The sequence below is a fragment of the Shimia haliotis genome (assembly GCF_900114415.1).
GTDB classification, from domain to species: domain Bacteria; phylum Pseudomonadota; class Alphaproteobacteria; order Rhodobacterales; family Rhodobacteraceae; genus Shimia; species Shimia haliotis.
The window spans coordinates 40,497-60,344 of record NZ_FOSZ01000001.1; the positions used below are offsets into that span (position 1 = coordinate 40,497).

Below are 19,848 nucleotides of genomic sequence, written 5' to 3' on the forward strand. Positions count from 1 at the left end.
CACCTTTGAGCACCGACTCAGAAAGTCCTTCGCGCCTGCTCAATTATCCGGCATGATCTGAATCAAGTTTTAGGACCGAAATTTACTTTACGACCAGTTCAGGCTTTGGACTAAAAATTTATGTAAGGTCTCAATGACGTGAGGGCAGCAAGTCCGCATTCACCGCAAAGGCGGTCGTTCCTTAAGGGACAGTTTGAACGCAGCACAGTCATGCGTCCCTTTGGTGCGATCACTTCTGGCGAGTTTGCCGATACCTGTACCCGATGCGGCGATTGCGCCGCTGTGTGCCCCCAAGCCATCATCACTGCCGACGACGAAGGGTTTCCCATTGTGGATCTGACCCGCCGCGAATGTACGTTCTGCGGAGAGTGTGCCACCGCTTGTGAGGCGGGAGCGATCGTGCCCGCGACGGGCTGGGAATGGCGCGCGAAGGTGGGCGAGACCTGCTTGTCCCTTCAAGCCGTCGCCTGTCGGACCTGTGAAGACCACTGCGACGAACGCGCGATCCGCTTTCAGTTGCAGACCGGCGGGCGCAGCCAGCCGATCATCGACATCGAAAGCTGTACGGGCTGTGGCGCCTGTTCAGCATCCTGCCCGTCCGGGGCCATCAGCTTTGAGATGCTCCAAGGGGCAGAGCAGAGTGATTTCAACGCCAGCAACAATCAGCCAGCGAGTATTAAGAATGAACATATGCGGATGTCTGGTCCACGCGACGCCTAAGAAGGTCGACGCAGTGAAGGCCGCCATTGAAGCCACCGAGGGTGGCGAAGTCCATGCCGAAGAAAACGGTCGCCTTGTTGTGACCGTTGAAGATGTCGAGGGCAAACGGGCCTCCGAACAGATCATGGACATGCACAACATTCCAGGCGTGCTTTCGGTCACGCTTACTTATCACCACTTCGAACCCAGCGGCGCGGATGCGACCGCATCGCAACCGCTCTAAAGGAGGACTAGCTCATGACTTTGCCAACGTCTCGCCGTACTTTTCTAAAGGCCACCGCCGCCGCCGCGACGGCGTCTGCTGCCGGCATCACCATGCCGCAGGACGCCAAGGCGCAAGCCGGCACGCCTGATATTCGCTGGGACAAAGCACCCTGCCGTTTCTGCGGCACCGGCTGTTCTGTTCTGGTTGGCACCAAGGAAGGCCGCGTTGTGGCCACACAGGGCGATCCCAAAGCGCCCGTGAACCGTGGCCTGAACTGTATCAAGGGCTATTTCCTGTCCAAGATCATGTACGGCGAAGACCGCCTGACGACGCCGCTGCTGCGCAAGTCCAACGGCGTTTATGACAAAGAGGGCGAGTTCACACCGGTGAGCTGGGATGAAGCCTTTCAGGTGATGTCCGAGAAATTCAAGGCTGCTCTCAAGGAGAAAGGTCCGACAGGCATCGGCATGTTCGGGTCCGGTCAGTGGACCGTCTGGGAAGGCTATGCCGCCGCCAAGCTGATGAAGGCGGGTTTCCTGTCCAACAACATCGACCCTAACGCGCGTCACTGTATGGCCTCCGCTGTGGTCGGCTTTATGCGCGCCTTTGGCATTGACGAGCCGATGGGCTGCTATGACGACCTTGAGCATGCAGATACGTTTGTGCTCTGGGGCTCCAACATGGCCGAGATGCACCCGATCCTGTGGTCGCGTCTGACCGACACCCGCCTGACCAAGCCGGGGTCTGAGGTGCATGTGCTGTCGACCTATGAGCACCGCTCGTTTGAATTGGCCGACAACGGCATGATCTTTGCGCCGCAGACCGATTTGGCGATTCTGAACTACATCGCCAACTACATCATCGAAAACGATGCGGTGAACTGGGACTTCGTGAACAAGCATGTGAACTTCACGAAGACTGCCACCGACATCGGCTATGGTCTGCGTGACGAACATGCGCTGCAACTTGCGGCTGCGAACCCCAACAGCGGCAAACTCGAGCCTCTCGATTTTGACGCCTACAAGGAATACGTCAGCGAATACACGCTGGAGAAAACCGAAGAACTCTCCGGTGTTCCGGCAGCCAAGCTGCTGCGTCTGGCGCAGCAGTATGCGGATCCGAACCGCAAGATCATGTCGCTCTGGACCATGGGCTTTAACCAGCACACCCGCGGCAGCTGGGTGAACGGTCTGATGTACAACGTCCACCTGCTGACCGGCAAAATCTCCGAGCCGGGCAACTCGCCCTTCTCGCTGACGGGCCAGCCGTCTGCCTGTGGCACCGCACGTGAGGTGGGCACCTTTGCCCACCGTCTGCCGGCCGACATGGTTGTTGGCAATGATGAGCACCGCGCGATTTCCGAGAAGAAGTGGAAGCTGCCGTCGGGTATCCTGAATGCCAAAGTGGGCTCGCACGCTGTGAAGCAGAACCGCGACCTCAAGGACGGCAAAATCAACGCCTATTGGGTCCAGTGCAACAACAACATGCAAGCTGCGCCCAACATGAACGAGGAAGGCTATCCGGGGTATCGTAATCCAGACAACTTCATCGTGGTGTCCGATCCCTATCCGACCGTGACCACGCTGGCTGCTGACCTGATCCTGCCGACTGCGATGTGGGTGGAAAAAGAAGGCGCCTATGGCAACGCCGAGCGCCGCACCCAGTTCTGGCGTCAGCAAGTGGATGCGCCCGGTGAGGCGAAATCCGACGTGTGGCAGCTGATCGAGTTCTCCAAGTACTTCACCACTGACGAGGTTTGGCCGGCGGACATTCTGGATGCCAATCCGGAATACAAAGGCAAAACACTCTACGAAGTGCTTTATGCCAACGGTCAGGTGGACAAGTTCCCGCTCAGCGAGACTGCCGAAGGGTTCAACAACTCGGAATCCAAGGACTTTGGCTTCTATGTGCAGAAAGGCCTGTTTGAGGAATACGCATCCTTTGGTCGTGGCAAAGCGCACGATCTGGCGGACTTTGATGTCTATCACAACGCCCGCGGTCTGCGCTGGCCCGTGGTTGACGGCAAAGAGACCCTCTATCGTTTCCGCGAAGGCTATGACCCCTATGTGCCGGAAGGCGAAGGCGTGCGGTTCTATGGCAAGCCCGATGGTAAGGCGAACATCATTTTCGCCCCCTATGAACCAGCCGCTGAAAGCCCTGATGAAGACTATCCGTTGTGGCTTGTCACCGGCCGTGTGCTTGAACACTGGCACTCCGGTTCGATGACCCGTCGTGTGCCTGAACTGCACCGTTCCTTCCCTTATGCGGTGGTCTATATGCACCCCGATGACGCCAAGGCAAAAGGCCTGCGCCGTGGCCAGGAGATCGTGATCTCCACCCGTCGTGGCGAGATGCACAGCCGCGTGGAAACCCGTGGTCGTAACAAGATGCCAAAAGGTCTGGTGTTTGTGCCGTGGTTTGATGAGGGCCAGCTGATCAACAAGCTGACGCTTGATGCGACTTGCCCGCTCTCCAAAGAAACGGACTTCAAGAAATGTGCCTGTAAGGTTGAGCGCGTTTAAGCGCTCTTCCCCCTAGGCTCAGCCAGAAAGCCAAGCCAATGTCCGCCAAACCAGCGCAGAAAATGGACCCGGCCCGCCGACGCTTCCTTCAGGATGCGGCGCGCGGGACCGCGGGCTGTGCTGTGGCGGGCATGGGACTTATGTGGATGGTGCAGGACGCGCGTGCGCTGCCGGAACGCGCCATTCGCCCGCCCGGCGCCTTGCCGGAAGAAGATTTTCTTGCAAGCTGCATCCGCTGCGGGCTTTGCGTGCGCGATTGCCCTTATGACACGCTGGTTCTTGCGGAACTGGGCGTGGATGGTGCGGCCACCGGCACACCCTATTTCACCGCCCGCGATATTCCCTGTGAGATGTGTGACGACATTCCCTGCGTTGCCGCCTGCCCGACCGGGGCGCTCGACAAAGACCTGACTGACATTGACGACAGCCGCATGGGGCTGGCTGTCTTGATTGATCAGGAAACCTGCCTCAATGCGCTGGGCTTGCGGTGTGATGTTTGCTACCGCGTTTGCCCGCTGATTGACGAGGCGATCACGCTTGAGCGGCGTCACAACGAGCGCTCGGGCCACCATGCGATTTTCATGCCCACCGTGCATTCTGACAAATGCACCGGATGTGGCAAATGCGAGAAATCCTGCGTCCTGCCCGGAGAAGCCGCCATCAAAGTGCTGCCAATCCGCACCGCGCGTGCGCCAAGCTCGGAGCACTACAAACTGGGATGGGAAGAGAACAACCCGCTGGTAGATGAGTTGATTGACCTGCCGGACCGTTTGCCGGGCACAGGCACCGACAACCTTGCCGCTCCGGGTGGTTTTGAGGCTGAAGGGGCCTTTCAGCCGACCATGAAGCTGCCAACAGCGGGGGCGGACGGATGAGTGCGAACACCCACCTGCCGGTTGGACATGAGGCGATCCGTGACAAGGGCCTGATCCGTGCTCACAAATACCTGATCCTTCGCCGCCTGAGCCAAGCGTTCTTTCTTGGTCTGTTCATGCTGGGGCCGTGGTTTGGCATCTGGTGGGTCAAAGGCAACCTGAGTGGGTCGTTGACGCTTGACATCCTGCCGCTGACCGACCCGTTCATCGCCGTGCAGGGGATTGTGGCGGGGCATTGGCCGGAGCTTACGGCGATTTTTGGTGCGGTGATTGTGGCTGCGGTCTATGCGCTGATTGGCGGGCGGATGTATTGCAGCTGGGTTTGTCCGGTGAATGCTGTGACAGACACCGCAGCCTGGGCGCACCGCCGAATGGATTTACCAAAAGGTTGGCAACCCAAGAAAAACACACGCTTTTATGTGCTTGGCATGGTGCTGATTGTGTCGGCGGTCTCCGGCACGATCGCATGGGAGTTCGTGAACCCGATTTCCATGTTGCACCGCGGTCTGATTTTCGGAATGGGGTTTGCCTGGACTTTTGTGGTCGCGGTCTTCCTTTTTGATTTGTTTGTGTCGCGGCGCGGCTGGTGCAGTCACATCTGTCCGGTCGGGGCCTTTTACGGTCTGCTCGGCACCAAGAGTTTGATGCGGGTGAGCGCGCAAGAACGCGCGGCCTGCGACGATTGCATGGATTGTTTCGCGGTCTGCCCCGAAATGCATGTGATTTCACCGGCGCTGCGCGGCAAGGATGAGGACACCCCTCTGATCCTGTCGCCCGATTGCACCAATTGCGGCCGTTGCATCGATGTATGCGCGGTTGATGTGTTCCAGTTTACCACCCGTTTCGACGACACGCCCGCGCCGGGGCGTGTGCGGGAGAAACCCAAAACAACAAGAAAGATCGGCAAAGCCGCCTAGCCAGAATCGGAGAGAGATATGTTCAAACAGAAATTCATCAGCCTGTTGGCCGCCTTTGTGGTCGTGCTCAGCGGCACATTTGTTGCCGCGCAACAAAGTGGTGTCGCGTCACTGCGCGATCAGGCCATCGACGAAGTCAACTATATCGACGAAGTCCAGAAGCAGGACACCTCGGGTCGTTTCAGCCGCAACTACCGTCAGCAACCCCCGCTGATCCCGCATTCGGTGGCGCAATATCAGATCGACCTGAACGCCAACCAGTGTCTGCAGTGCCATGACTGGACCAATGCGGGTGATCGCGGCGCGCCGACACTGTCGATGACGCACTATATGGACCGCGAAGGCAACCAGCTTGACGCGGTGGCCGGCACCCGTTGGTTCTGCAACCAGTGCCATGTTCCACAGGCCAATGCGCCCGCGCTGGTCGACAATAAATTCGAACCGTCGTCCAACTGATAGCCGCAAGGAGGGTTTGACCTATGTCTGATCAAGACAACAACACCGGCAAAAAGCCGGGCATCATCCGGCGGATTTGGCGTGTACTTTGGTCGCCAACCTCCGCGTGGTCTTTGGGCACGCTTCTGGTAGGCGGCTTTGTGGCCGGCATCCTGTTCTGGGGGGGCTTTCACTGGGCGCTGGAGCTGACCAACACAGAGAAATTCTGTATTTCCTGTCACTCGATGGAGCGCAATTTCACCGAGTATCAGGACACGGTCCATTACAACAACCACTCAGGTGTCCGCGCGACGTGTCCTGATTGTCACGTTCCCAAGGAATGGCAGCACAAGATCAAGGCCAAGATCATGGCGTCCAAAGACGTCTATCACCACCTCGCCGGTACAATTAACACGGAAGAAAAGTATCAGGCACACCGGTTGCAAATGGCCTCTATGAGTTGGAAGAAAATGAAGCAGAGTGACAGCCGCGAATGCCGGAACTGCCACAAATTCGAATATATGGACTTCACAATTCAGGAAAATCGCGCCGCCGCGCAGCACCAGATTGCCATTGATGAAGGCAAAACCTGCATCGATTGCCATCAGGGCATCGCACACCGTCTGCCCGAAGGGTATTTGGACAAATACCGCGAGGTTGTGGACGATCTGGCAGCCAACGGCGATATTCCGATGCCTCCGGGCAAGGATGTGGCCAAGGCCAAAACCGAGTTGCGTGATCATCTGAGCACCAACTGATCCCGTTTCTCTTTCTGGCGAAAGGCGTTCCGGTTGTTCCGGAGCGCCTTTTTTCATGGCGGATGGGATGGTATTTCAGGCTTGAAGTTTTAGGCTTGAAGGAAATTGGTCTGGCCGCTACGCATTGAGGCAGGGAGAGAGCGATGGATTCGTCAGACGAGGCCACCTTGCACCAAGACGCTGCGCTGTCGCGCACGCGCCTTGTGCTTTGGCAAAAACTACAAAAATCGGCGTCGGTGATTGAGGACGAGCTTCGGCGGCGTCTGCGTCGGGATTGCGACAGCACCTTGCCGCGGTTTGATGTGATGGCGGTTCTGGACGCGACGCCGGACGGGTTGCGTATGAGGGAAATTTCCGACCGCTTGCGGGTGTCAGCGGGCAATGTGACAGGCATTGTCGACAAGCTGGCGCAAGAGGGGCTGGCCAAACGTGTGGCGGTTCCTGACGACCGGCGCGCGTCCCGCGTGGTTCTGACCGAAAAGGGGCAGGGGGCTTTTGCGGTTTTGGCGCGTATCCGCGAGAGCTGGATCAATGAGATGCTTGGCAATCTGAACCTTGATGACGTGGACGGGATGATCCTGCGTCTGGATCGATTGATCGACGCGTTGGACACCGATGAATTTGGCGCTTTGGCGCAGAAGGGGACTGAGAATGGCGGCATATGATCCGGCCACGGATGGGGCGAAGATGTCTTACAAGGATGCAATGTCCTATGGGGATTATTTGAAACTGGACGGCATTTTGGGCCAGCAAAATCCGCAATCGACAGCGCATGACGAGATGCTGTTTATCATTCAACATCAGACCAGCGAATTGTGGATGAAGCTGGCCTTGCATGAACTCGCTGCGGCGCGCGAGGCGCTGATTGCGGATGATTTGACGCATATGTTCAAGATGTTGGCGCGGGTCAGCCGGATCTTTGAGCAGCTTAATTCGGCGTGGGATGTTTTGCGGACGATGACCCCCGCGGACTACACCACCTTTCGGGAAGCGCTTGGCCCTTCATCAGGGTTTCAAAGTCATCAATACCGGCTGATTGAATATGTGCTCGGAAACCGCAATCCCAATATGCTGAAGCCACACGCGCACCGCCCAGAGATGGTGGCAGCGCTTGAAGCGGAACTGGCGCGACCGAGTTTTTATGACGAGGTGATCCGCTATCTTTTTGTCACGCTGGACGGCGACGACCGCAATCTGCCTGCACCGCGAATGAACAGCCCGCACGGCGCGGTCCCCGAGGTTCAGTCACGGTGGAAGCAAGTGTATGAAGATGTGGACACCCACTGGCGTTTGTATGAACTTGGCGAAAAGCTGGTGGACCTTGAGGACTATTTCCGCCGCTGGCGATTCAACCATGTCACCACAGTGGAACGGGTGATCGGTTTTAAACGGGGCACCGGCGGCACGTCGGGCGTTCAGTATCTGCGCAGGATGCTGGATATGGAGCTTTTCCCCGAACTTTGGCATCTGCGCGGAGACTTGTGAGCATGGGCGTATCGCTTCCCCGAAAAGAGCTTTTTGATGTGCCTGAGGGCATGATCTATCTGGATGGCAATTCGCTTGGCGTATTGCCCAAAGGGGCCGCCGAACGGGCGCAACGCACCATCACCGAGGAATGGGGCGGACAGTTGATCAAGGCGTGGAACACCGCCGGCTGGATGGCTTTGCCGCAGGTGGTTGGCGACACGCTGGCTGGTTTTCTGGGGGCGCCCGCGGGATCGGTGGCCACGGGCGATACCCTGTCGATCAAGGTCTATCAGGCGTTGGCGGCGGCATTGAAAATGCGCCCCGATCGCCGTGTGATCCTGTCAGACAACGGCAATTTCCCGTCAGATCTCTATATGGCCGAAGGCCTGATCAAGACGTTGGATCAAGGGTATGAGTTGCGCACACCTGCGCCCGAAGATGTGGCCGACGCGATCACAGAAGAGGTCGCAGTGGTGATGTTGACACAGGTGGATTACCGCACCGGCCGGATGCACGATATGGCGGCCATCACGGAAAAAGCGCACGCGGTGGGCGCAGTGATGGTCTGGGATCTGGCCCATTCCGCAGGGGCGCTTCCGGTGGAATTGACCGCGAGCAATGCGGAATTTGCGGTGGGCTGTACCTATAAATACCTCAATGGCGGCCCAGGCGCGCCGGCTTTTATCTATGTGCGCCCTGACATCGTGGACGACATCGAACCGGCGCTTTCGGGGTGGCTTGGTCACGATGCGCCCTTTGCGATGGAGCTGAACTATCGTCCCGCCACAGCAACCGAGCGGATGCGCGTCGGCACGCCGCCGATCCTGCAACTGGCGGTTTTGCAGGAGGCGCTCAGGGCTTGGGAAGGTGTCGACATGGCAGATCTGCGCGCTGCGTCACAGCGCCTGTCCAACCTCTTTATCGCCGAAGTTGAAGCGCGCTGTCCGATGCTGACGCTGGCCAGCCCACGAGATGCGGAGGTGCGCGGCTCGCAGGTCAGTTTCTCGTTTGAACAGGGCTATCCTGCGATGCAGGCGGTGATTGACAGCGGTGTGATTGGTGATTTCCGTGCGCCCGACATTATGCGGTTTGGTTTTACGCCGCTGTATCTGGATGAGGCCGACATCATCGAGGCTGCCAAGCGCATCGAAAACGTGATGACCAATGAGCTTTGGCGCGAGCCGAAGTATCAGGTCAAAAGCCGCGTCACTTGATACCCGTCGCGTAACGGCAATTCGCAGACATCTCAGCCAAGACCGAAGGCGGCCCCAATTCGGGGCCGTCCCTACGCCCATGGGATGCGACGTGCCTCTGCGTGGATGAGGCGGAGTTGGATTGCCGGCGAAATCGGCTCTAGGGCGGAATTTCCCACGTTCTCCACTTGACCTCTCAGGCGGGCTGAAATACATCAACCAGACCGTGAGCGGGTATGGTGAAATGGTATCATAAGAGCCTTCCAAGCTTAAGGTGCGGGTTCGATTCCCGCTACCCGCTCCAAGGTTAACCTTCTGAAAAATAGTCCGAGTTTTGATTTGGCATCGCCACGCCTTGTGACAAGCGGTTGGACTGGCCACTTGGGTAACAAGTCGCACGGCTTGGTTCTGTTTCCTGTTCCCACAAGGCACGCGACTTTGCAGGCACACTCAGTTTTTGCCAATTTTCTTCTGTGGGCCACAATCTGCGGCAACTGGTTGCTTGACCCTGCCGCAATGCATTGCCACTAACGAAAGACCAAAGGCAGGGGACTCTGAATGGCACGGCAACCGCAGCCAGCACACGGTGAACAGGAACGCGAGAAAAGCAAAAATATGGGCGCTTTGCGTGGCTTGGCGCCATTTATGCGGCCCTATCGGGTGCAGATTATTCTGGCGCTTCTGGCTTTGACCCTGACGGCGACCGTGTCCCTGATGCTGCCGATGGCGGTGCGTCGCGTGGTCGACAATTTCGGCACGGAATCAGATGCCCTGTTGGACAAGTATTTCCTTGCCGCTCTTGGCTTTGCGGCGCTTCTCGCAGTCGGCACTGCGCTGCGCTATCTTTTGGTGACACGCCTTGGTGAACTGGTTGTCGCGGACATCCGAAAGGCTGTTTTTGACCGCATGATCGGCATGAGCCCGACGTTCTTTGAAAACCTGATGACGGGCGAAGTTCTGAGCCGGATCACCACCGATACCACGGTGATTCAATCAGTGATTGGCTCTTCTGTCTCAATTGCACTGCGCAACCTGCTGATTTTCCTTGGCGGTTTGGTGCTGATGCTGCTGACCTCGACCAAACTGACGCTGATGGTGCTTCTGGTGGTGCCGCTTGTGATTGTGCCGATTGCGGTGCTTGGGCGGCGCTTGCGTGTTCTAAGCCGCGAGAATCAGGATTGGATTGCGGAAAGCTCTGGCAACGCGTCGGAGGCGCTGTTGTCGGTGCAGACCGTGCAGGCGTTTACCCATGAAACCCAGTCACGCGGCACATTTGCCCGCGTCACAGACTTGAGCCTGCGGGCCGCGATGCGGCGGGTTAACACCCGCGCGTTGCTGACGATGATCGTGATCTTCCTGATTTTCACTGGCGTTGTTGTGGTGCTCTGGATGGGCGCGCGCGACGTGCGGGCAGGGGGCATGAGCGTCGGGGTGCTGGTGCAGTTCGTGATCTATTCGGTCATGGTTGCGGGCGCCGTTGGCGCGCTCAGCGAGATCTGGAGCGAACTACAACGTGCCGCGGGCGCTACCGAGCGGCTTGTGGAGTTGTTGAACGCGGAGGACCGCGTCAACGATCCCGCGAGCCCCAAGGTGCTTGCAACACCGGTGCGCGGTGAAATCACATTTGATGATGTTGGGTTCCACTATCCCTCGCGTCCGAACCAATCCGCGCTGGATCTATTCAGTCTGACCATTCAGCCCGGTGAAACCGTGGCGTTGGTCGGCCCGTCGGGGGCGGGAAAAACCACCGTTATCCAATTGATCCAGAGGTTTTATGACCCGGTTTCCGGCGCTGTGAAGCTTGACGGGCAGCCGCTTGACGGATTGGCCCGCGAGGATTTCCGCAAGCATCTCGCGCTGGTACCTCAGGACCCGGTGATTTTTGCCAACAGCGCACGGGAAAATATCCGCTTTGGGCGCCCCGAGGCCAGCGACGCAGATGTCGAAGCTGCCGCCAAAGCCGCCGCGGCGCATGAGTTTATTACCAAGCTGCCCGAAGGCTATGACAGCCCCTTGGGCGAGCGCGGAGTGATGCTTTCTGGTGGGCAAAAACAGCGCATCGCTATTGCCCGCGCCATCCTGCGGGATGCGCCGGTTCTGTTGCTGGACGAAGCCACCTCGGCGCTGGATGCCGAAAGCGAACGTCTGGTGCAGGCAGCGGTGGATGAATTGTCGCAGGACCGCACAACCATCATCGTGGCGCACCGATTGGCGACCGTGAAAAAGGCCGACCGCATCATTGTGATGGAGGACGGGCGCATCGTGGCGCAGGGCAAGCACGACGCGTTGGTGGCCGAAGGTGGGCTTTATGCCAAACTCGCAAAATTGCAGTTTACGGCCGGGACCGTCTGATCTCGCACCATATTACTGGTAAACTTGATACAATCGCGTGGTCCTTTCGCTTTATTTGACGTAACGTTTGGGTCAAGTTGACCTTAGGTCTCGGCTGGCCAAAGGCAGCCGGCATTGTGTTGTTTGCCGCAAACCCAAAGCACCATGGGCCGCGGGCACACCAACGATCAGATGGGGGGAGAGACATCCATGACTTTTGAAACGGCAGCGGACCTGCGCAACCTTGAAGCGCAGATGCCATATGCAGACCGTGATCTGCCAACGACCGTGTTTGAAATGCTGTCGCAAACCGCGGCAAAGTTCCCGAACCGCCCTGCGGCAAGCTATCAGCTTTTGTCCGGCGAAAAGGACAAGGCGGAAACCTTGACGTGGAAGGAATTGCTTGAGCAATCCGTGCAGGCCGCGAACCTGTTCCGCGATCTGGGAGTCAAGGAAGGCGACACAATCGCCTATGTCCTGCCGAACGCGACCGAAACCCTGACCACGCTGATTGGCGGCATGATTGCGGGTATCGCAAACCCGATCAACCCGCTTCTGGAGCCAGAGCAGATCGGCGCCATTCTGCGCGAAACGGACGCCAAAGTCGTTGTGACGCTCAAGCCGTTCCCAAAGACCGACATCGCCCAGAAAGTCGCAGAAGCCGTGCGCCACGCGCCGCATGTTCACACGGTTCTCGAGGTTGATCTGAACCGCTATCTGACTGCGCCGAAATCGTGGATCGTGCCCTTGATCCGGCCCAAGGTCGACGGCCCGGTTCATGCGGACTACAAGGATTTCACCAAGGAAACCCGCAAGCAGAACAAGACACTGGATTTTGCCGACAGCGGCAAAGACCGCGTGGCGGCCTATTTCCACACCGGTGGCACCACGGGCATGCCCAAGGTGGCGCAGCACCTGTATTCCGGTATGATCTACAACGGCTGGCTTGGGCATGAGCTGCTCTTCTCCGAAGAAGACAACATCATGTGTCCGCTGCCTTTGTTCCACGTGTTTGCCGTTCACGTCATCATGCAGGCCGCGATCAAATCCGGCGCGCATGTTGTGTTCCCGACACCGCAGGGCTATCGCGGCGACGGCGTGTTCGACAATTTCTGGAAACTGATCGAGCGCTGGAAGATCTCTTTCATCATCACCGTGCCGACCGCCGTGTCGGCCTTGATGCAGCGTCCGGTGGATGCGGATATTTCGACAGTGAAAACAGCCTTTTCCGGCTCGGCTCCGATGCCGATGGAGCTGTTCAAGCGCTTTGAAAGCACCTGTGGTGTGGACATCGTCGAAGGTTACGGCCTGACCGAGGCCACCTGCCTTGTGTCCTGTAACCCACCAACGGGGAACAAAAAAGTCGGCTCCGTCGGCATTCCGTTCCCCTATACCGATGTGCGTATCTTTAACAACACGCTCGAAGGTCCGGTGGAATGCGCAACCGATGAAGTGGGTGAGATCTGCATCTCCAACCCCGGTGTTTTTGCGGGCAACACCTATACCGAAGCCGACAAGAACGTGGACCTTTATCATCACGATAAATACCTGCGCACTGGGGATCTGGGCCGCATTGACGACGAGGGCTACCTCTGGATCACCGGCCGTGCCAAAGACCTGATCATTCGTGGCGGTCACAACATCGACCCAGCCGAAATCGAAGAGGCGCTTCTGGCGCATCACGACGTGGCCTTTGCCGGTGCAATCGGTCAGCCTGACGCCCATGCGGGTGAGGTGCCCTGTGCCTACGTCGAGCTGGTCGAAGGGGCCTCTGTGACGCAGGCGGAATTGATGAACCACGCCAAGGTTCATGTTCACGAGCGGGCCGCGCATCCCAAATTTATCGAGATCCTGCCGGAGCTTCCGAAAACGGCCGTGGGCAAGATCTTCAAACCGGATCTGCGTAAGTCGGCGATCACACGGATTTACAACGCGGCGCTAGAAAAAGAAGGCGTGCCGGTGCGTGTCACCTCGGTTCTGGACGACAAGAAGCGCGGCCTCGTGGCGCAGTTGACCAACAATGGCGACGCGACAGACGAAGAAGTCAGCAAGGTTCTGGGCAGCTTTGTACGTCCATGGGAATGGGCGGAAGAGACGGCAAAAGAGAACGCCTAAATCTTCGCTGCGACGAAAATCGCACATATCCGAAAATAATCGAAGGGCGTGGCAGATTGCTGCGCCCTTCTTTGTTGTTCTCCGAAAGGCGCGCGCCTACTGTGCGGAGCAAGCAGTTTTGATGGTTCGTAGGGAGGACACCGTGACCCATATTCTCGCGATTGATCAGGGGACAACCTCTAGCCGCGCCATTGTTTTTGATGGTGATATCCGCCCTGTCGCCAGCGCACAGCTTGAGTTTGAACAGCATTTTCCACGCTCGGGCTGGGTCGAACATGACCCCGCTGATATTTGGGTCACAACAGTGGAAACCTGCTCGGGTGCGCTTGCACGAGCGGGTTTGGCCGCGCGCGATATTTCAGCGATCGGCATAACGAACCAACGCGAAACCACACTGGTCTGGGACAAGACCACAGGCGAGCCGGTGTATAACGCCATTGTCTGGCAAGACCGCCGCACGGCCGAGATTTGCGAAGACTTGAAGGCAGCAGGTCATGCCGAGCTTGTGCAATCCACCACCGGATTGCTGCTTGATCCCTATTTCTCGGGTACAAAGATCAAATGGATTTTGGACAATGTTGACGGCGCGCGCGCGCGCGCAGACGCCGGCGAGCTGTTGTTTGGCACGGTTGACAGCTTCCTGATCTGGAAGCTCACAGGTGGGAAGGTGCATGCCACCGACGCCACAAACGCCGCGCGCACGTTGATCTATGACATTCACACCGGCGCATGGAGCCGTGACATCTGCGATCTGTTGGGCATCCCGATGACGATGTTGCCTGAGGTCAAAGACTGTGCGGCTGACTTCGGCGAAACGGATGCGGACCTGTTTGGGGTGGCTATTCCGATCCGCGGAGTTGCGGGCGATCAACAGGCTGCGACCATCGGGCAGGCCTGTTTTCAGCCCGGTATGCTGAAGTCCACCTATGGCACTGGCTGCTTTGCGCTGTTGAACACAGGGACGAGCCCTGTGACTTCGCAAAACCGCCTTCTGACGACCATCGCCTATCAACTGGACGGTCAGCCGACCTATGCGCTTGAGGGCGCGATTTTTATTGCAGGTGCCGTGGTGCAATGGTTGCGTGACGGGCTTGGCATCATTCGGGATGCGGCGGAAACGGAACCTTTGGCAGAAAAGGCCGACGACGGACAGGACCTGATCCTTGTGCCGGCGTTCACCGGCCTTGGGGCGCCGTACTGGAATCCCAATGCACGCGGCGCGGTTTTTGGCCTGTCGCGCAACTCCGGCCCTGCAGAGATGTCCAAAGCGGCGCTTGAAAGCGTTGGCTTCCAGACCCGCGATCTGCTGGAAGCAATGCACGCCGACTTTGACTTTAGCGGCGACACGGTGTTGCGCGTGGATGGCGGCATGACCGCCTCTGGCTGGGCAATGCAGTTTCTTTCCGATATTCTGGGCGCGCCGGTGGATCGGCCGGTCGTGGCTGAAAGCACCGCAAAAGGCGCGGCGTGGCTTGCAGGTATGCAGATCGGCGTCTATCCGGATATGGAAACATTCGCCGCAAGCTGGGAGAAGGACACCCAGTTTGTGCCTGCGCGCGACGAAAGCTGGCGTGAGGCGCGGTATGAGAGCTGGAAGAAAGCCATTGCGGCAACATTGTCGATGACAGACTAGGGCGGAAACGCCCGGAAAGAGGGCGAAATGAGCACCTGTGTGATTTGTGGCGCGGCGTCGGTGGAAACGGTGGCCGTGGCCCCGCGCGACGATGTGGTGACGCTCTGCGCGACCTGTGCAGCGGCTGCGAGCGAGGGGCCGATAGACGGGCCGCATTGGCAGGTTCTGCACGAGGCGATCTGGTCCACTGAGCCTGCGGTGCAAGTGCTGGCGTGGCGGTTTTTGCAAGGGCTGACCGAGTCCCCTTGGGCGCGGGATTTGCTTGAAATTGCCTATCTTGAGCCGGAGGTTTTGGCATGGGCTGAGTCTGGCCTGCCGGATGTGGACGCAGTTGAGCATCGCGATAGCCACGGGGCGCTGCTGTCGGCGGGTGACACGGTTGTTTTGATCAAGGATCTGCCGGTCAAGGGCGCGGGCTTTACCGCCAAGCGCGGCACGGCGGTGCGGGGGATTTCGCTGGTGGCGGACAACGCCGAGCACATCGAGGGCCGCGTGGACGGTCAGCGGATTGTGATCCTCACGAAGTTTGTGAAGAAGAGCTGATCAAGGTGTTCGCAGCGGCAAATTTCGCTGCGTTCAGACGTCCATCCAGATCGTGATCGGTCCGTCATTCACCAACGCCACCTTCATGTCTGCCCCAAACCGGCCGGTTTCCACAGGAAGGCCCTGCGTGGCAAGCTGTTTGGCGAAGTACTGATAAAGATGCTGGCCCTCTGCGGGTGGGGCGGCTGTGGAAAAACCGGGGCGGTTGCCGGAGCGCGTGTCGGCTGCCAGCGTGAACTGACTGACCACCAACGCGCTGCCGCCGATGTCGAGAACAGAGCGGTTCATCTTGCCCGCGTCATCTTCGAAAATCCGGCACTTTGCGACCTTGGCCGCAAGCTTGTCGGCGTTGGCTTCTGTGTCGCCCTGCATGGCGCAGACAAGAACCATAAGCCCTTGACCACATTGGCCAATCACCTCGCCATCAACTTTGACCGAGGCTTCGGACACCCGTTGCAAAAGCGCACGCATCAGCTTGCCTTGCGGATGCCCATCACACGCGCCCGCGCGCGCGGATCGCTGTCAAACAAGGCCGCCAACTGTTCGGTCATCGCGCCCGCGAGCTGTTCGACATCGGTGATCGTGACGGCGCGGTCATAATACCGCGTCACGTCGTGGCCGATGCCAATCGCTAGAAGCTCAACCTGCTTGCGTTTCTCCACCATGGCAATCACATCGCGCAGGTGCTTTTCCAGATAGTTCGCGGGGTTCACCGACAAGGTGCTGTCGTCCACTGGCGCACCGTCGGAAATCACCATCAGGATTTTGCGCTGCTCGGGCCGTGCCACCATCCGACGGTGGGCCCATTCCAGAGCCTCCCCATCGATGTTTTCCTTAAGCAGGCCCTCTTTCATCATCAGCCCAAGATTGGGGCGCACACGCCGCCAAGGTGCGTCGGCTTTCTTATAGATGATGTGGCGCAAATCATTCAGGCGGCCGGGCTGTTGCGGACGGCCTTCGTTCAGCCATTTCTCCCGCGCGAGGCCACCTTTCCACGCTTTGGTGGTGAAGCCGAGGATTTCGACCTTCACGTTGCAGCGCTCCAGCGTGCGGGCCAGAACGTCGGCGCAAATCGCAGCGATAGAAATCGGACGGCCCCGCATGGAGCCGGAGTTGTCGAGCAAGAGCGTCACAACCGTGTCGCGGAATTCGGTGTCTTTCTCGATCTTGAAAGACAACGGCGTGGTCGGGTTCGCCACAACCCGCGCCAGACGGCCCGCGTCCAGAATGCCCTCTTCAAGGTCAAATTCCCAGCTGCGGTTCTGCTGTGCTTGCAGGCGACGTTGCAGCTTGTTGGCCAGACGGCTCACCGCGCCTTTAAGCGGCTCAAGCTGCTGATCAAGATAGGCCCGCAGACGCTCCAGCTCCGCTGGTTCCGCCAGCTCTTCGGCGGCAATTTCTTCGTCGTGCTCGCCGTCATAGACCAGATAGTCTGGGTCGGCATCGGACACAGGCGGTGGGGGCGGGGGATCAAGCGGAGCCTCGCCGTCAGGCATCTCCGCCTCGTCCGACATCTCGTCTTCGGCCATGTCATCCATCGTGACTTGGGCCTCGGACATGTCCTGCTGTTCTTCCTGCGCGCTTTCGGGGCTGGCTTCTGCGTCTTCTTCGTCGCTGTCGTCCTGACCCTGGCTATCGGGGTCTTCCTGCTCTTCGGCGCTTTCGTCGCTGTCGTCTTCCTGATCGTCGATCTCGTCGGGATCATCGCCAAGCTGGTCGCCATAACCCAGATCGTCGATGATCTGACGGGCGAATTTTGCAAAGCTCTGCTGATCGCTCAGAAGCTCCTGAATGTCATCCAGATGTTCGCCGGCGTGTTGCTCGATATAGTCACGCCAGAGGTTCATCACATTGGCCGCAGAGCGCGGCAGGTCGCGGCCCGTCGCCAGATGGCGGATCAGGTATCCGGCGGCCACCGCAAGCGGTGCCTCTTCGGTTGAGGTCATCTCGCCATAGCCACGCCCGTTGGCTTCGTGGCTGATCTTGACTTCGATGTTGGAGGCGGTGCCAGGCATGTCGCGCGCGCCCATGGCTTCGCAGCGGGCGGTTTCCATCGCCTCATAAAGGTCGCGGGCAATGCCCTGTCCGGGGGCATAGCGCATGTGGGTGTTGATGTCGTGATATTTGCGCTGCATTGCCAGTGCATCGGCGGTACCACGGGCCAGCAGAACCTCATCGCGGCTCATGCGGCGGGTGACTTGTGGCAGACGCATCGCATCACCCGACACGCCCGAAGGATCGACCGTGTAGGTGATCGAAAGTTCGGGATCGTCCGCCATGACTTTGGTGGCCTCAGCCAGCGCCTTTTTGAACGGATCTGCGGGGTTGTCGGACTTCGTGCTCATGGCACGATTAATCACGGGAGAGCCCCGATGCGCAAGTCGTGATCCGCTGCGTCATGTGCGATTTGCAGCCCTTCAGGGCCGGCTGCTTGGTGTCGTAAGGGCGGGTAAAGCCGCTGTCCTTGAACGTTGGGTTTCCGGCAGGCTTGAAACGCGATTTGCCACGGCGTCGTGACCAAAACAGCTGTGGTCCGGATTGATCAGCTGAATTGGCGCGCATTTGCTGCATTTTGTCGGGTATTAAGCTAAAAGTTGCTGGCCTGGGTCTCTACCTGCAAAACACCCCAATAACGCGTTTCCAATTCGGAGCAGTGGCGTTATCGAGGTAAGGCGCGTCGGAATTAGTGGGCGCAGGGGTTGGAATTTTTGCTGTTTCGAAAGGAATGGACTGTGAGTGGATTGGATATTTTTGCCTGGATTGTGTTGATCGTGCTGATTGTCACGGCTCTGGTGATTTTTGTGACCCTGGCCATGTTGCCAGGAAAAATAGCAGCGGATAGGGGCCACCCGTATCAAGAGGCCATCAACGTGGCTGGGTGGCTCGGCGCGGTGCTGGGTGCCGTTTTTTGGCCGTTGGCGTTGATTTGGGCATTTACCCATGTCCCCGAAGAGGCCGAACTGTCTGAAACTGAAGAAGATCGGGAGGCCGCAATCCAATGATTGTTTTTCTCACGCTAATTTATGTCGCCGCTCTCTTCGTGCTGATCAAACTCAAGGTCCTGCCGAATTCGAAAGGCACCTGGCTATCGACCATTGTTTGGGTCGTGGTCCTGTTCATCTTCTTGTTTATCCCCATGCAATGGGGAGCGCCTTCGGGACCGGTGAGCATCAAGACGCGGGTCGTCCAGATCGTGCCAAATGTGAACGGGCAAGTGACGAAAGTGCATGCGGAGGCCAATGTCCCGCTCAAGCAAGGAGACTTGCTGTTTGAGATCGATGCCGAGCCTTTCGAGATCGCAGTAGAGCTGGCCGAGGCAAGCAAAGCGCGCGTGGAGGCGCAAGCCAAACAGGATATTGATAACCTCAAGGCAACAACGGCGCAGTTGGCTCAGGCGCAAGCCAAACAGGTGCTTGCACAAAGCCGGTTTGAAGACGACGCCAAGTTGGTCGATTCTGGCACAGTCTCTGAAAGCCGGTTGGAGCTGCGTCAGGCCGATCTTGACGCCGCCAACGGAGCCGTTGCAGCGGCGAGGGCGGCCGTGTCGAAAGCGGAAATCGAACTGGGTGCCGTGACCAATGACGGCAGAATCGCAAAGGTGGCTGAAGCCGAAGCGAAACTTGCTCAAGCCGAGTGGAATCTTGAGCAAACCAAAATCTATGCACCATCTGAGGGCTATGTGACCAACTTGGCCCTAGCGGCGGGGCAACGCGTCACAAGTTTGCCGTTTGCGCCTGCAATGGCGTTTGTAGATACTGGAGAGAAAGTCTTTCTCGCTCAGATTCATCAAATCTATAAACGCTATGTCGAGCCGGGCCAAACGGTCGAAATTGCGATGAAGACGGCCCCTGGCCAACTGTTTACTGGAACAGTTGAGCAGATGTTGCCGGTCTCATCACAAGGTCAGGCGGTAGGATCCGGTAACCTCGCACCCACACAAAACATTGTGGCTGAGCCGTTTTTGGTTCGCATCAAGCTTGATGATCCAACCCTGATGGACAAAATGGCGCCTGGCTCTGCAGGGGTTGTCGCAATCTACACCGACAGGGTCGGGGCAACCCATGTGATCCGCAAAGTTATGATCCGAATGACATCGATCATGAACTATTTGCGGATAGGGCTATAAGCGTCAGT

18 protein-coding genes and 1 tRNA gene are annotated in these 19,848 nt (G+C 58.3%); 17 read left to right on the forward strand and 2 right to left on the reverse strand.

Annotation, left to right across the window (positions count from 1 at the left end):
- The first annotated feature begins 138 nt into the window (after positions 1–138).
- From napF to BM069_RS00275, 15 genes are all read left to right on the forward strand, one after another.
- A complete protein-coding gene (gene napF / locus BM069_RS00205; protein ID WP_280137027.1) occupies positions 139–720 on the forward strand; it encodes a ferredoxin-type protein NapF in 582 nt (193 codons plus the stop codon).
- A gap of 13 nt (positions 721–733) precedes the next feature.
- On the forward strand, positions 734–943 hold the full coding sequence (locus BM069_RS00210) for a chaperone NapD (RefSeq protein ID WP_244503485.1): 210 nt from the start codon (positions 734–736) through the stop codon (positions 941–943).
- 14 nt (positions 944–957) lie between these two features.
- The gene (napA, locus tag BM069_RS00215; protein WP_093318808.1) at positions 958–3,447 is read left to right on the forward strand and encodes a nitrate reductase catalytic subunit NapA; all 2,490 of its coding nucleotides are present in this window, start codon (positions 958–960) and stop codon (positions 3,445–3,447) included.
- Positions 3,448–3,485: 38 nt separating this feature from the next.
- Positions 3,486–4,322 (forward strand): ferredoxin-type protein NapG, encoded by an 837-nt coding sequence (napG, locus tag BM069_RS00220; protein WP_093318811.1) that lies wholly within the window; start codon positions 3,486–3,488, stop codon positions 4,320–4,322.
- Positions 4,319–5,239 (forward strand): quinol dehydrogenase ferredoxin subunit NapH, encoded by a 921-nt coding sequence (gene napH, locus BM069_RS00225; RefSeq protein WP_093318815.1) that lies wholly within the window; start codon positions 4,319–4,321, stop codon positions 5,237–5,239. The genes napG and napH overlap by 4 nt, the downstream gene beginning before the upstream one ends.
- Before the next feature lie 18 nt (positions 5,240–5,257).
- Positions 5,258–5,695, forward strand: coding sequence for a nitrate reductase cytochrome c-type subunit (locus BM069_RS00230; RefSeq protein ID WP_093318819.1), 438 nt, complete (start codon positions 5,258–5,260; stop codon positions 5,693–5,695).
- Positions 5,696–5,718: 23 nt separating this feature from the next.
- Entirely contained in the window at positions 5,719–6,432 is a 714-nt protein-coding gene (locus BM069_RS00235; RefSeq protein ID WP_093318822.1) for a NapC/NirT family cytochrome c, read from the forward strand.
- A gap of 143 nt (positions 6,433–6,575) precedes the next feature.
- On the forward strand, positions 6,576–7,097 hold the full coding sequence (locus tag BM069_RS00240; RefSeq protein WP_093318824.1) for a MarR family winged helix-turn-helix transcriptional regulator: 522 nt from the start codon (positions 6,576–6,578) through the stop codon (positions 7,095–7,097).
- Positions 7,084–7,917 carry a tryptophan 2,3-dioxygenase gene (locus tag BM069_RS00245; protein ID WP_425288654.1) on the forward strand — a complete coding sequence of 278 codons (834 nt, stop codon included), beginning with the start codon at positions 7,084–7,086 and terminating at the stop codon, positions 7,915–7,917. The genes BM069_RS00240 and BM069_RS00245 overlap by 14 nt, the downstream gene beginning before the upstream one ends.
- Positions 7,918–7,919: 2 nt before the next feature.
- A complete protein-coding gene (kynU, locus tag BM069_RS00250; protein WP_093318827.1) occupies positions 7,920–9,113 on the forward strand; it encodes a kynureninase in 1,194 nt (397 codons plus the stop codon).
- A gap of 209 nt (positions 9,114–9,322) precedes the next feature.
- Positions 9,323–9,396 (forward strand) — tRNA-Gly (locus BM069_RS00255).
- Positions 9,397–9,650: 254 nt separating this feature from the next.
- On the forward strand, positions 9,651–11,444 hold the full coding sequence (locus BM069_RS00260; protein ID WP_093318829.1) for an ABC transporter transmembrane domain-containing protein: 1,794 nt from the start codon (positions 9,651–9,653) through the stop codon (positions 11,442–11,444).
- Positions 11,445–11,633: 189 nt separating this feature from the next.
- Entirely contained in the window at positions 11,634–13,538 is a 1,905-nt protein-coding gene (locus BM069_RS00265) for an acyl-CoA synthetase (protein ID WP_093321129.1), read from the forward strand.
- Between the two features lie 142 nt (positions 13,539–13,680).
- Positions 13,681–15,171, forward strand: coding sequence for a glycerol kinase GlpK (gene glpK, locus BM069_RS00270; protein WP_093318831.1), 1,491 nt, complete (start codon positions 13,681–13,683; stop codon positions 15,169–15,171).
- A 27-nt stretch (positions 15,172–15,198) separates the two neighbouring features.
- Positions 15,199–15,714: an alkylphosphonate utilization protein gene (locus BM069_RS00275; RefSeq protein WP_093318833.1), complete on the forward strand. Its 516-nt coding sequence runs from the start codon at positions 15,199–15,201 to the stop codon at positions 15,712–15,714.
- Positions 15,715–15,747: 33 nt separating this feature from the next.
- Here the strand turns inward: BM069_RS00275 and dtd are convergent, their stop codons facing one another.
- Positions 15,748–16,185 (reverse strand): D-aminoacyl-tRNA deacylase, encoded by a 438-nt coding sequence (gene dtd, locus BM069_RS00280; RefSeq protein WP_093318835.1) that lies wholly within the window; start codon positions 16,183–16,185, stop codon positions 15,748–15,750.
- A complete protein-coding gene (gene cobT, locus BM069_RS00285; RefSeq protein WP_093318837.1) occupies positions 16,185–18,059 on the reverse strand; it encodes a cobaltochelatase subunit CobT in 1,875 nt (624 codons plus the stop codon). Before cobT ends, dtd begins: the two co-directional genes overlap by 1 nt.
- 387 nt (positions 18,060–18,446) lie before the next feature.
- Here cobT and BM069_RS00290 point away from each other — a divergent pair, with 387 nt between their 5' ends.
- On the forward strand, positions 18,447–18,716 hold the full coding sequence (locus BM069_RS00290; RefSeq protein ID WP_093321134.1) for a DUF3302 domain-containing protein: 270 nt from the start codon (positions 18,447–18,449) through the stop codon (positions 18,714–18,716).
- On the forward strand, positions 18,713–19,840 hold the full coding sequence (locus BM069_RS00295; protein ID WP_093318839.1) for an HlyD family secretion protein: 1,128 nt from the start codon (positions 18,713–18,715) through the stop codon (positions 19,838–19,840). The genes BM069_RS00290 and BM069_RS00295 overlap by 4 nt, the downstream gene beginning before the upstream one ends.
- Positions 19,841–19,848 lie beyond the last annotated feature (8 nt).